The organism is Arthrobacter sp. Y3222053, assembly GCF_059092805.1.
On the sequence record NZ_JBNHIA010000002.1, the window covers coordinates 48,504 to 61,766 of the forward strand.

10 protein-coding genes are annotated in these 13,263 nt (G+C 70.5%); 1 reads left to right on the forward strand and 9 read right to left on the reverse strand.

What is annotated here, in order from left to right:
- Positions 1–117: 117 nt before the first annotated feature.
- The 8 genes from fabF to AC5RUW_RS04505 form a co-directional block, all read right to left on the reverse strand.
- Entirely contained in the window at positions 118–1,353 is a 1,236-nt protein-coding gene (gene fabF / locus AC5RUW_RS04470; RefSeq protein WP_494159602.1) for a beta-ketoacyl-ACP synthase II, read from the reverse strand.
- Between the two features lie 88 nt (positions 1,354–1,441).
- Positions 1,442–1,687: an acyl carrier protein gene (locus AC5RUW_RS04475; protein WP_494007291.1), complete on the reverse strand. Its 246-nt coding sequence runs from the start codon at positions 1,685–1,687 to the stop codon at positions 1,442–1,444.
- Positions 1,688–1,771: 84 nt separating this feature from the next.
- Positions 1,772–2,833: a beta-ketoacyl-ACP synthase III gene (locus AC5RUW_RS04480; protein WP_494159603.1), complete on the reverse strand. Its 1,062-nt coding sequence runs from the start codon at positions 2,831–2,833 to the stop codon at positions 1,772–1,774.
- Entirely contained in the window at positions 2,830–3,783 is a 954-nt protein-coding gene (locus AC5RUW_RS04485; protein ID WP_494159604.1) for an ACP S-malonyltransferase, read from the reverse strand. The genes AC5RUW_RS04480 and AC5RUW_RS04485 overlap by 4 nt, the downstream gene beginning before the upstream one ends.
- Before the next feature lie 109 nt (positions 3,784–3,892).
- Positions 3,893–5,122 (reverse strand): PucR family transcriptional regulator, encoded by a 1,230-nt coding sequence (locus AC5RUW_RS04490; protein ID WP_494159605.1) that lies wholly within the window; start codon positions 5,120–5,122, stop codon positions 3,893–3,895.
- Positions 5,123–5,171: 49 nt separating this feature from the next.
- A complete protein-coding gene (locus tag AC5RUW_RS04495) occupies positions 5,172–6,704 on the reverse strand; it encodes a carboxyl transferase domain-containing protein (RefSeq protein ID WP_494159606.1) in 1,533 nt (510 codons plus the stop codon).
- Positions 6,701–7,960 (reverse strand): CaiB/BaiF CoA transferase family protein, encoded by a 1,260-nt coding sequence (locus AC5RUW_RS04500; protein ID WP_494159607.1) that lies wholly within the window; start codon positions 7,958–7,960, stop codon positions 6,701–6,703. The genes AC5RUW_RS04495 and AC5RUW_RS04500 overlap by 4 nt, the downstream gene beginning before the upstream one ends.
- A 63-nt stretch (positions 7,961–8,023) precedes the next feature.
- The gene (locus AC5RUW_RS04505) at positions 8,024–9,382 is read right to left on the reverse strand and encodes an SLC13 family permease (protein ID WP_494159608.1); all 1,359 of its coding nucleotides are present in this window, start codon (positions 9,380–9,382) and stop codon (positions 8,024–8,026) included.
- Positions 9,383–9,525: 143 nt separating this feature from the next.
- On the opposite strand from AC5RUW_RS04505, the gene AC5RUW_RS04510 reads away from it, so the two are divergent.
- On the forward strand, positions 9,526–10,233 hold the full coding sequence (locus AC5RUW_RS04510; protein WP_494159609.1) for a FadR/GntR family transcriptional regulator: 708 nt from the start codon (positions 9,526–9,528) through the stop codon (positions 10,231–10,233).
- 134 nt (positions 10,234–10,367) lie between these two features.
- Here AC5RUW_RS04510 and aceE read toward each other — a convergent pair whose 3' ends face one another.
- Positions 10,368–13,112: a pyruvate dehydrogenase (acetyl-transferring), homodimeric type gene (aceE, locus tag AC5RUW_RS04515; RefSeq protein WP_494159610.1), complete on the reverse strand. Its 2,745-nt coding sequence runs from the start codon at positions 13,110–13,112 to the stop codon at positions 10,368–10,370.
- Positions 13,113–13,263: the final 151 nt, after the last annotated feature.

Genomic DNA, 13,263 nt, shown 5'->3' on the forward strand with positions numbered 1-13,263 from the left:
GACCGGGCGACGTGCGGAACGGCAGCAGCTGAATCCTGAATCCATAGCAAAGGGCCGGGCCCCGTCCATTCCTGGACGGGGCCCGGCCCTTTGCCGTCGTGCCTGCGGGTGCCTGCGTCAGTGGCTGCGCATCACGGCGACGGCGTTGTGCCCGCCGAAGCCGAAGGAGTTGCTGAGCGCCACGATGTCGCCGGCGGGCAGGCCGCGGGCGGAGGTCACGACGTCGAGCGGGATTTCCGGATCCTGGTTCTCCAGGTTGATCGTGGCCGGTGCCTGGCGCTCGTAGACGGCCAGCGCGGTCAGCACCGCCTCGACGGCGCCGGAGGCGCCCAGCAGGTGGCCGGTCTGGGACTTGGTGGCGGAGACCGCCACATTGTCGACGTGCGCGCCCAAGGCGGCTTTCAGTGCCGTGTATTCCGGCTTGTCGCCGACCGGGGTGGAGGTGGCATGCGCGTTGACGTGGACCACGTCCTCCGCCTGGGCACGTGCATCGAACAGGGCGGCCTTCAGGGCGCGGGTCGCGCCCAGGCCCTCGGGGTCCGGGGCGGTGATGTGGTACGCATCGGCGGTCACGGATGCGCCGGCCAGCTCGGCGTACACGCGGGCGCCGCGGGCCTTGGCGTGCTCCTCGGACTCCAGCACCAGGGCGCCGGCGCCCTCGCCCATGACGAAGCCGTCACGGTCGGTGTCGTAGGGGCGCGAGGCGCGCTCGGGATCGTCGTTGCGGCGGGACAGCGCCTGCATGGAGGAGAACGCGGCCAGCGGCATGGGGTGGATGGCGGCTTCCGCGCCGCCGGCGACGACGACGTCGGCCTTCCCGGAGCGGATCAGCTCCAGCGCCTGGGCCAGCGCCTCGGTGCCGGAGGCGCATGCGGAGACCGGGGTCTGCGCTGCGGCGCGGGCGCCCAGGTCCAGGGACACGGCCGCCGCGGGCCCGTTGGGCATCAGCATGGGCACGGTCATCGGCAGCACCCGGCGCGGGCCCTTTTCGCGGAGCGTATCCCAGGCATCCAGCAGGGTCCACACTCCGCCGATGCCGGTGGCGAAGGTGACCCCGAGGCGTTCGGGATCGACCTCGCCGATGCCGGCGTCGGCCCAGGCCTCACGCGCGGCGACCACGGCGAACTGCGTCGACGGGTCCATGCGCTTGGCCTCCACCTTGGACAGCACCTCGGAGGCGGGGGTGGAGACGCGGGCGGCGAAGGTCACGGGCAGGCTGTACTGCTCAACCCAGTCATCCTCGAGGGTCCTGGCACCGGGCACGCCCTTGAGCGCGTTCTTCCACAGGGTCGGGACATCGCCGCCGATCGGCGTGGTGGCGCCGAGACCGGTGATGAGAACTTTGCGGGCCATGTTTTCCTCTTTCGGGACGGGTTGCTGCTGTGAAGACCCGGAATCCGGGCCGGGGAACGGCCGCTGCCGCGGCAGCGGCCGCCCTCGGTCAGGACTGGGCGTTGTTGATGAACTCCACGGCGTCGCCAACGGTCTTGAGGTTCTTGACCTCTTCGTCGGGAATGCGCACGCCGAACTTCTCCTCGGCGTTGACCACGATGGTCATCATGGAGATGGAGTCGATGTCCAGGTCATCGGTGAAGGACTTGTCCAGCTCGACGGACGCGGGGTCCAGGCCGGTCTCTTCGTTGACGATCTCGGCCAGGCCGGCCAGGATTTCTTCGTTGCTAGCCATGGGGGCTCCTTTTCCTTTCGGTGGTGCCGGTGGGTACCGGCCGGGTCCAACCGCCGCAGGCGGTGGGGGTCTGTGGGTGCTGCGTCAGGGCAGGACGACGACCTGCGCGCCGAACACCAGGCCGGCGCCGAAGCCGATCTGCAGGGACAGCTTGCCGCTGAGCTCCGGGTTTTCCTTCAGCAGGCGGTGCGTGGCCAGCGGAATCGACGCCGCGGAGGTGTTGCCGGCGTCGGCGATGTCACGGGCGATCACCACGGTGTCCGGCAGCTTCAGCTGCTTGGCGAGCTCATCGATGATGCGCATGTTCGCCTGATGCGGTACGAACGCGGCCAGGTCGGAGGCCTCGATGCCGGCGGCGTCCAGGGCCTGCTGGGCGGCCTTCGCCATTTCCCAGACGGCCCAGCGGAAAACGGTCTGGCCGTCCTGGCGGAGGGTGGGCCAGAGCTTGGCCGGCCCCTCGGAGAGCGCATCGGGGGTGAGGCCGCCCTCGGCCTCGGCGGCGAGCGAAAGCGCGCGGATGTCCAGCATGGAATGCGTCATGCCGATCGCGCCGGACTTCCCTCCGTCGGAGCCCCACACCGACGGGCCGATGCCCGGCGTGTCGGAGGGGCCGACGACGACGGCGCCCGCGCCGTCGCCCAGCAGGAAGGAAATGGTGCGCTCGGTGTTGTCGATGAAGTCCGAGAGCTTCTCGACGCCGACCACCAGGACATACTCGGCCGTGCCGGAGCGGACCAGGGCGTCGGCCTGGGCGATGCCGTAGCAGTAGCCGGCGCAGGCGGCGGAGACGTCATAGGCCGGGGCCGGGGTGGCGCCGAGCCGGTCGGTCAGCTCCGCGGCCGCGGAGGGGGTGGCGTAGGGGTGGGTGACCGTGGACACCAGCACGGCGCCCAGCTGTGAGGCCTCGATGCCGGCGTGGGCCAGCGCCTCACGGGCGGCCGCCTCGGCCATGTCGATGACGGAGGTGCCCTTGTCCGCGCGGTGGCGGGTGACGATTCCGGTGCGCTGGCGGATCCACTCGTCGGAGGACTCGATCCACTGGCAGACGTCCTCGTTGCTGACGATGACGTCGGGCCGGTAGGCGCCGAGGCCCAGGATGCGGCTGTGCTCGCGGGTGGGGGACTGCTTCAGGACGGGCGTGCTCACGCGATACCTTCTCCGGTTGTTGCTGCCGCCCCGGCGTGCTCGGCCACGAAGGCGCGGGCGGCGTCGAGGTCTTCTGGGGTCTTCAGCGCCAGCGTCGGCACGCCCTTGAGCCCGCGGCGGGCGAGCCCGGTGAGGGTGCCCGCCGGCGGAAGCTCGATCAGGCCGGTGATGCCGGTGGCGGCCATGGTATCCATGCACAGGTCCCAGCGCACGGGGCGGGAGACCTGGGCAATCAGGCTGTCGAGGTTGGCTGCACCGGAGGTGGCCGGCGCGCCGTCGTAGTTCGAGAGCAGGGTGGGCAGCGGGTCGGACGGCGCCAGGCTCGGGCGCAGGGCGTCGAGGGCCGCCAGGGCGGGTGCCATGTGGTCGGTGTGGAAGGCACCGGCGACCTTCAGCGGGATCACCCGGGCCTTGGCCGGCGGGTTCTCCGCCAGGGCGGCCAGCTGGTCCAGGGTGCCGGCGGCCACGGTCTGCCCGCCGCCGTTGGCGTTGGCGGCGGTGAGGCCCAGGCCCTCCAGGACGGCGGCGACCTCAGCGGGATCTCCGCCCAGGACGGCGCTCATGCCGGTGGGGACGGCGGCTGCGGCGCGGGCCATCGCTCCGGCGCGTTCGCGGACAAAGGCCATGGCGTCGTCTTCGCTGAGGGCACCGGCGACGGCGGAGGCGGTGATCTCGCCCACCGAGTGGCCGGCGACGATGGTGGCGGCGGTCAGCGCGGCGGGCTCCAGGAGCAGGCGGGCCGCCACGAGGCCGGCCGCGACGATCAGCGGCTGGGCAACGGCGGTGTCCTTGATCGTCTCCTCGTCGGAGACGGTGCCGTGGGCCACCAGGTTCAGCCCGGCAAGGTCGCTGAGCCGTTCGAGGTGCTCCCGCACGCCGGGCAGTTCAAGCCAGGGCGCGAGGAAGCCGGGAGTCTGGGCGCCCTGTCCGGGGCAGGTGATAGCGAGCACGTATCCAAGCTTTCCAAAGCGGGGGGCGGAACCGGTGTGTTTCGTCAGACCAAGCTGCCGGGGGTGCGTTGTAGGAAGTCTACAAGCGTCACAGCAGCATCGCACAGGGTCACGAGCGCGGGGCGGAGCGTTCCGGCGGGCCCTGGGGGCCGGGGTCGAGCCGCCCGACGACCAGGGCGGTCTGCAGCACGAACGCCTCGCGCGGCAGCATCGGATCCCATCCGGTGATGTCGCAGACCCGGCGCAGCCGGTAGCGGACCGTGTTGGCGTGGACGAAGAGCTCCCGGGCGGTCGCCTCCAGGGAATGGCCCAGCGACAGGTAGGCCGAGAGGGTCTCGGCCAGGCCGTTCGTGGCGTTCAGCAGGGGCCGGTAGATGCTCTGCACCAAGGCGGCGCGGGCCGCCGGGTCCCCGGCCATCACCCGTTCGGGCCACAGGTCGTCCGCGGCCACGGGGCGCGGCGCCGCCGGCCAGGCCCGGGCTGCGGTGAGGCCGGCAAAGGCCGCCTGGGCGGAGGGCCCGGCGCTGACGAGGGCCTCGGCGGGCGGGCCGTAGACGACCGGCCCGGGGCCGAACAGCTCGGCCAGCCGGGCCATCGCTCCGGACTTGTCGGTCAGGCCGCCGAGGACCAGGATCAGCCGCTCGCCCTGGATGCCGACCAGGGTGTCCTCGGCCAGCCGCGAGGTGATGCGGCGGACATCGGTGACGAAGGTGGCGTTGGCTTCAGCGGGTGAGGAGCCCACGAGGACGGTCACCGGGGCGGTGGAGGTCCAGCCTACGGCGGCGATGCGCGAGCGCAGGGCATCGGAGCTTTCCCCGCGCAGGATGGCGTCGACGACGAGCGCCTCGAGCCGGGTGTCCCAGGCGCCGCGGGTCTCCGCTGCGCGGGCGTAGACATCGGCCGCCGCGAAGGCCACCTCCCGCGAATACCGCAGCACGGCCTCACGCAGCGCCGGCTGCACCCGGGCGTCGGCCAGCACCGGCACCTGGTCCTCCACCACCTGCACGACCACCCGGATCAGCTGCAGCGCCTTCTGCAGGCTGATGGTACCGGTGAGCTCGGTCGGCGCGGTACCGAACACATCGCTCAGCACCCAGGCTGTGGATCCCTGGCGCTGGTACCAGTTGACGAAGGAGGCGATGCCCTTCTGCGCCACCATGCCCAGCGCCGCCCGTTCGTCGGGCCGCAGCGCCCGGTACCACGGCAGCGAGGCCTCGAGCTGCTTCAGCGTGGCGGTGGAAAGCCGGCCGATGCTGGTCTTCAACCGCTCCAGGGTGGGCGGATCAAGCTGCTCCGCGTTCGGAGCGGATTCGGCGGATGTCGTGCGGGTCACGGGCATACCCCAGAGCTTACGGCCTGCCGCCGTCGGGCTCCATTTTGTGTAGAGGCTACAAGAGCGCTATGCCGGCGGCATCCGCGGAACCCAGCCGGTGGTACTTGGTCAGCCGCCTGGCCAGCATGGCCTGGCGCGGCTGGGAACGCAGCGAGGCCAGCTCCCAGGCAATGGCTGCGGCCAGCCGGCGGCTGAAGTCCGCCGGCTCCAGCGCGGCGTCGGGCCGTTCATCGACCAGGTGGTCCACGACCCCGTGCCGGTGCAGGGCGGAGGCGCTGATGCCCTGGTGCTCGGCCATCTCGGCACCGTGGCCGGTGTCCCGGTGCACGATGGCGCTGGCACCCTCCGGTGGCAGCGGCGAAAGCCAGGAGTGCCAGGCGGCGATGGTCCGGTCCGCCGGCAGCAGCGCCAGCGCGCCGCCCCCGGCGCCCTGGCCCAGCAGCACCGACACGGTCGGGCACTGCAGGCCGACCAGGTCGTTGAGGCAGCGCGCGATTTCCCCGGCCAGGCCGCCTTCCTCCGCCTCCCGGGACAGCGCCGCACCGGCGGTGTCGATGAGGGTCAGCAGCGGCAGGTCCAGTTCCTCGGCCAGCCGCATGCCCCGCCGTGCCTCCCGCAGCGCCGCCGGACCCAGGGCCGTGTCGCTGCCCGGGCGCGGACGCTCCTGGCCCAGCACCACGCAGGGAACCTGCCCGAAGCTGGCCAGCGCCAGCAGCAGCCCGTGGTCCTTTTCGCCCTGGCCCGTGCCGTTCAGCGGCAACACGTCCGCGGCGCCGTACCGGAGCAGCGTACGTACGCCGGGGCGCCGCGGATTGCGGGAGCGCTCCACCGATTCCCAGGCGGGAGCGGACGACGGCGCCACCGAGAGGGTGTCGGGGGCCGGAACGTTGGTTGCCGGTTCCGGCTGCAGCAGGCTGAGGACCCGGTGCACGGTTTCAGCCAGTTCATCAGCCGGGAGGACGGCGTCGATGATCCCTTTCTCGTGCAGGTTCTCGGCGAGCTGTACGCCGGAGGGAAAGGGGCGCCCGTACAGGGCCTCGAAGACCCGCGGACCGAGGAAGCCCACCAGCGCTCCCGGCTCCGCCACGGTGATGTGGCCCAGCGACCCCCAGGACGCCATCACGCCGCCGGTGGTGGGATGGCGCAGGTAGACCAGATAGGGCAGGCCCGCTTCCTTGTGCCGACGGACGGCCGCGGTGATTTTCACCATGGACAGGAACGCAAGGGTGCCTTCCTGCATCCGGGTGCCGCCGGAGGAGGGGCCGGCGAGCAGCGGCAGTCCCTCGCGGGTCGCGCGCTCGATCGCCTGCACCAGCCGGTCGGCGGCCGCGACGCCGATGGATCCGGCCAGGAACCGGAACTCGCAGACGACCAGGGCCACCCGCCGGCCCCGGACCCGCCCTTCGCCGGTGATGACCGATTCGTCCTCGCCGGACCGGTCCCGGGCCGCCTGCAAATCCGCCTCATAGGCGGCGTCATGCGGGGTGTAGCTGACCGGTGCGTCCCAGCCGACAAAGGTTCCGGGATCGACGACGAGGTCGATCACCTGCCGGGCGGTGAGCCGGGAGGGGGTGCCGTTGCCGCTCATGCCTGGTCCGCCTGCTCGGCTGGCGCTGAGGCAGCTGCCAGCCAGCTGCGGATGCCGGCGCCGTGCTCGTCAAGCAGCGGCGGGGCGGCGTGGTGCCTTCGGGTGGTTTCATCCCCCTCCGTGGAGAAGAAGCGCAGCGGCGGGCCGGGCAGCCGGACGTCACCCAGCAGCGGGTGCTCCACGTCCACCAGCAGGTGCTGGGAGCGGACCTGTTCCCACTCGTAGACCTCGTCGAGGGTGCGGACCTTGCCGGCCGGGATGCCGGCGCCGTCCAGCTTGGCCAGCAGGTCGGCGGCGTCGTAGCCCGCGAAGGCCTCTTCGATCAGGGCCACGACCTCGCTGCGGCGCCGCACACGTTCGGCGTTCGTATCCAGGGACGCGGCGCGTGCCCCGAGGTCGAACTCCTCCACGAAACGCGCCCACAGCTTCTCGCTGCCGACGCTGATCTGTACGTGCCCGTCCCGGCAGGCGAAGAGCCCGTAGGGCGCAATGGACGGATGATGGTTTCCCTGCGCGCGGGGCACCTCTCCGGCGACCGTTGTCCGGGTGCCCTGGAAGGCGTGGACCCCGACGACGGCGGCCAGCAGCGAGGTGCGGACCACCTGGCCGCGGCCGGTTGCCTCCCGCTCCAGCAGGGCCGCCAGCACACCGTAGGCCCCGTACATGCCCGACAGCAGGTCGGCGATGGGCACGCCCACCCGCTGCGGGTCCTCGGGCCCGGAGCCGGTCAGGGACATCAGCCCGGCCTCACCCTGGAGGATCTGGTCGTATCCGCTGCGGTGCGCTTCGGGGCCGTCGTGCCCGAACCCGGAGATGGAGAGGATCACGAGGCCGGGGTTGAGCCGGTGCAGCCGGTCCGCCGGGAAACCGAGGCGGTCGAGCACGCCCGGCCGGAAGTTCTCGATCAGGACGTCCGCCTCGCGGATCAGGGCGGTGAGCACCGCCGCGCCGTCCTCGGACTTCAGGTCCAGGGCGATCGATTCCTTGTTCCGGTTGCAGGACAGGAAGTAGGTGGCCTGCGGATCGTCCTCCGGGCCGACGAACGGCGGACCCCAGCCGCGGGTGTCGTCGCCGGTGCCGGTGTTCTCGACCTTGATCACCCGGGCGCCGAGGTCGCCGAGCATCATGCCGGCGTGCGGTCCGGCCAGGGCGCGGCTGAGGTCGATGACCAGCCGGCCGGCCAAGGGACCCGCGCCGGCCGCGGTCCCGGTGTCGGCGTCGGTCTCGGTGTGAGGGGAGTGGAGGTGGTTATCCATGACGGTCCTGTTCTCTCTGGGCCGGAGGCAGTCGGGGCGGGCGGGCGCGGTCGGCTGAGCGGGTCAGAGCCAGCCGGGCACGACCATGATCAGCCAGGCGACCGCCGGGCCGACGACGACCACGACGGCGCTGTAGGTGAGGATCTGCTTGTAGAAGCGGTCCTTGTCGACGTTCTCCGGGGCGTTGGCGAGCACCAGCGCGCCGTTGGTGGAGAACGGCGAGACGTCCACGATGGTGGAGGACACGGCCAGTGCGCAGATCAGGCCGACGGCGCCGATCTCGCCGCTGGCCAGGAAGGGTACGGCCAGCGGGATGAGGGCGGCCAGGATGGCGGTGGAGGAGGCGAACGCGGAGACCACGGCGCCGATGTAGCAGATCAGCAGTGCGGCGAGCAGCGGCATGCCGAGGCTGGCGACGCCTTCGGAGACGTACTCGACGGTGCCGGCGGCTTGGAGGACGCCGACGAACGTCAGCATGCCGCAGATCAGCAGCACGGTGGACCAGCTGATCTTGTTGACCGCGCCCTTCTGGGCCTCCGGCGAGGCCAGCGCCAGCAGCACCGCGATGGTGATGGAGACGAAGCCGACGTCGATCTTGAAGCCCAGGGCGATGACGGCCAGGGCCAGCAGGCCGAGAATGGTGAGCACCTGCGGCGCCTTCACCCGCCCCGGCCGGGTGGCCTCGACGCCGTCGCCGGCGGGATCGCGGGGGCCGTACATGTCGGAGCCGAAGCCCTTGAACGGCACGTCGGGATGGGAGGCGGTCGCGTTGACCCGGGCGGCGGCGACCTGCTCCGCGAAGCGGCCCGCCAGGCTGCCGCGGCGGCCCCTGCCGCCGAGGAGCACGGTGAGGATGACGGCGATGAAGGTGTTGAACAGCAGGCTCGCCAGGAAGACCGCCAGCGGGCTGGACTCCAGGTCCGTGCCGGCGATGATGCCGTTGACGGTGACGCCGTAGACGGCGATGGGCGAGAAGCCGCCGGCCTGGGCGCCGTGGATCACCATCATGCCCATGAGCAGCGGGTTGATGTTGTTGCGGGCGGCAAAGCCGAGGGCAATCGGGGCCACGATGGCGACGGCGGCGGGGGAGAGGGCGCCCACGGCGGTGATCGCCGCGGTGATGGCGAACATGATCCAGGGAATGAGCGCCACGCGGCTGCCGACCAGGCGCACCGCGCCGCGGACCAGGAGGTCGATGGTGCCGTTGTTCTGCGCGATGGCGAACAGGTAGGTGACGCCGACGATCGTCAGGAACAGCTCGCCGGGAAAGTTGGCGAGGATTTCGTCGGTGTCCATGCCCAGGAAGACGAAACCGAGCAGGAAGGCGCCGACGAAGGCGAGGGCGCCCATGTTGAGCGGGAGCACCGTGGCGAGTATGAACATGGCCGCGAGGACCAGGATGGACAGGAGTGGAGCGGACATCGTTGTTCTCCCCGGGGAAGGATTAGGCTGTGAGGTGCACCACAGCACCTGCTACTGGCCTAGCCTCTTAGACAGTGAGACTCTTTGTCAACCCGGATATACTTTCGGCGACGAGACCGGATCGCCACGGAAGGTGGAACCACATGGAGCCCACGGGCCCCGCAGCAATGGCCCGCGTCTCCCGGCCGCGCCTCTACGAACGCCTCGTCGAGCAGATCCTGGACTACATCGCCCGGTCCTCGCTCCAGCCCGGGGACACGCTTCCAGGTGAGCGCGACCTCGCCGAACAGCTGGGCGTCAGCCGCGCCACCCTCGCCCAGGCCCTCGTGGCGCTGGAGGTGCTGGGCGTCATCGACGTCCAGCACGGCACCGGGGCGGTTCTGGTGTACCGGCCCAGCGTGGCGGCGGTGCTGCGGGAACTGCGCGAGCAGCGGGACCGGCTGCCGGAAATCGCCGAGGCCCGGGCCGTCCTCGAAGCCGGCCTCGCCTCACTGGCTGCCCGCCGCCGTACCGACCGGGACCTGGCCGCCATCGATGCGGCCCTTGAAGTGATGGCGGAGGAGGTGGCCGCGGGCAGCCGCGGAACCCGGGGCGACGAACTGTTCCACACGGCGGTCGCGGCGGCGGCGCACTCCACCGTCCTCGCGTCGATCATGACCTTCATCGGCGAGCTCGTGGTGCAGACCCGGCTCGCCTCCCTGGCGCAGCCGGGACGCCCGGAACGTTCCCTTGCCTCGCACCGCGCCATTGCCGACGCCATCCGCAGCGGCGACCCCGACGCCGCCGCGCGGGCCATGCAGGAACACATCGAGCTGGTCTCCAACGGCGCCCTGCGCAAAGGCGACGCCTGATCGCCGTCGGAACTGCCGGCCGAGGAGGCTGCCGCCTCGACTCGGGGGCCGCGCCGGGTTAACGGCGGCAGGGCCGCCCGCCGAAGCGGACGGCCCTGCCGCCGTTGAAGATCACTGCACGGGCAAGGCCCGTATCAGGCGTCTCCGCCGGCGTTGCCGCTGGTGCCGGCATTGACGTCCAGCAGCCGGTACTTCTCGATGGCCTCCTTGGGGGCGCTGGCCGGAACCTCGCCGCGGCGGGCGAGCATCTCCAGTGCGCGGACCACCATGGAGTGGCTGTCGATCTTGAAGTAGCGCCGGGCCGCGGCGCGGGTGTCGGCGAAACCGAAGTCGTCAGCACCAAGGCTGGCGAACTCGTTGGGCAGGAACTGGCGGATCTGGTCCGGCACTGCCTTCATGTAGTCGCTCGAGGCCACGATCGGGCCGGTGGCACCCTCCAGCTGGCGGGTGACGAACGGAACCCGCGGCTCGGCGTCGGGGTTCAGGAACGCCTCCTCCTCGGCGGCGAGGCCGTCGCGGCGCAGTTCGTTCCAGGAGGTCACCGACCAGACGTCGGCGGAGACACCCCAGTCCTCGGCCAGGATCTTCTGGGCTTCCAGGGCCCACGGGACCGCGACGCCGGAGGCGAGCAGCTGGGTCCGGGGACCGTCGACCTTGGCCGGGGCCAGCAGGTAGATGCCCTTGATGATGCCTTCGACGTCCAGGTCCTCCGGCGCCTTCGGCTGCACGATCGGCTCGTTGTAGACCATCAGGTTGTAGATGACGTTCGGATCCTTCGAATCCGGGCCGTACATCTCCTCCAGGCCGTGGCGGACAATGTGCCCGATCTCATACCCGTAGGCCGGGTCGTACGTCTTCACCGCGGGGTTGGTCGAGGCGAGGATCGGGGAGTGGCCGTCAGCGTGCTGCAGGCCCTCACCGGTCAGGGTGGTGCGGCCGGCGGTCGCGGAGATCAGGAAGCCGCGGGCCAGCTGGTCGGTTGCCGCCCAGATGTAGTCGCCGGTGCGCTGGAAACCGAACATCGAGTAGAACACGTAGACGGGAACCAGCGGCTCGCCGTGCGTGGCGTAGGAGGTGCCCGCCGCGGTGAACGCCGCGATGGAGCCGGCCTCGTTGATGCCGACGTGCACGATCTGGCCCTGCGGGGACTCCTTGTAGGCCAGGACCAGGTCCCGGTCCACCGAGAGGTAGTTCTGCCCCTTCGGGTTGTAGATCTTCGCCGTGGGGAAGAAGGAGTCCATGCCGAAGGTACGGGCCTCATCCGGAATGATGGGCACGACCCGGGCGCCGAATTCCTTGTCCCGCATCAGGTCCTTGAGCAGCCGCACGAAGGCCATGGTGGTGGCCGCCTGCTGCTTGCCCGAACCGCGCATCGCGACTTCGTACGCCTTCTCGTCAGGCAGGTGCAGCGGCTTGTACTCCACGCGCCGCTCCGGTACGAAGCCGCCAAGCTCCCTGCGCCGCTCCAGCATGTACTTGATCTCCGGAGCATCGGGGCCCGGGTTGTAGTACGGCGGCTGGTACGGATCCCGCTCCAGCTCCTCGTCGCTGATCGGAATGCGCAGGTGGTCCCGGAAAGCCTTCAGGTCCTCCAGGGTCAGCTTCTTCATCTGGTGGGTCGCGTTGCGGCCCTCGAAGTGCGTGCCCAGGCCATAGCCCTTGACGGTGTGCGCCAGGATGACGGTCGGAGCACCCTTGAACTCGGTGGCGGCCTTGTACGCGGCGTAGACCTTGCGGTAGTCGTGCCCGCCGCGCTTGAGGTTCCAGATCTGCTCGTCGGTCAGGTCGGCGACGAGCTCCTTGGTCTGCTCGGACTTGCCGAAGAAGTGCTCACGGACGAATCCGCCGGACTCCGCCTTGTAGGTCTGGTAGTCGCCGTCGGGCGTCTGGTTCATGACCTCGACCAGGGCGCCGTCCTTGTCCTTGGACAGCAGGGCGTCCCACTCACGGCCCCAGACCACCTTGATGACGTTCCAGCCGGCGCCGCGGAAGAAGGCCTCAAGCTCCTGCATGATCTTGCCGTTGCCGCGGACCGGGCCGTCGAGGCGCTGCAGGTTGCAGTTGACCACGAAGGTCAGGTTGTCCAGCTTGTCGTTGGCGGCCAGCTGGAGCAGGCCGCGCGATTCCGGCTCGTCCATTTCGCCGTCGCCCAGGAACGCCCAGACGTGCTGTTCGGAGGTGTCCTGGATACCGCGGTTGTGCAGGTAGCGGTTCATCTGGGCCTGGTAGATCGCGTTCATCGGGCCGATGCCCATGGACACGGTCGGGAACTCCCAGAACTCCGGCATGTTGCGCGGGTGCGGGTAGGAGGAGAGGGCGTTGCCCTGCCGGGACTTCTCCTGGCGGAAGCCGTCGAGGTCCTTCTCGGTCAGGCGTCCCTCCAGGAACGCGCGGGCGTACATGCCGGGGGAGGCGTGGCCCTGGAAGTAGATCTGGTCTCCGCCGCCGGGGTGGTCCTTGCCGCGGAAGAAGTGGTTCATGCCCACTTCGTAGAGCGTCGCGGCCCCGGCGTAGGTGGAGATGTGCCCGCCCACGCCGATGCCCGGGCGCTGGGCGCGGTGCACCATGACGGCGGCGTTCCAGCGCAGCCAGGCGCGGTAGCGGCGTTCGATCTCCTCATCGCCGGGGAATTCGGGTTCCTGGTCGACGGGGATGGTGTTGATGTAGTCGGTGGTTGTCACCATCGGGACGCCCACGGACTGGGCGCCGGCACGCTGGAGCAGGGCGCGCATGATGTACTGCGCACGCTCGGTGCCCTGCGTCTGGATCAGCTCATCGAGCGACTCCATCCACTCCGCGGTCTCCTCGGGATCCCGATCGGGCAGCTGGTTCGTCAACCCGCTGAGGATGTCGGTTGTGTCTTCTGCGGCCACGGCCAACCTCTCTTACGTACAGATTGTGTCTGCAGGTATTAACGCTTGGGTCCGGCCTGTCGTTGCCGGAGCATCACTTCTTTTTGCCTCGTGCGGTCTGCATGGTCCTGAGGGCGCACGTGGCCAGCCCTTCCGAGGCTCCTTAAGCCACTGTATC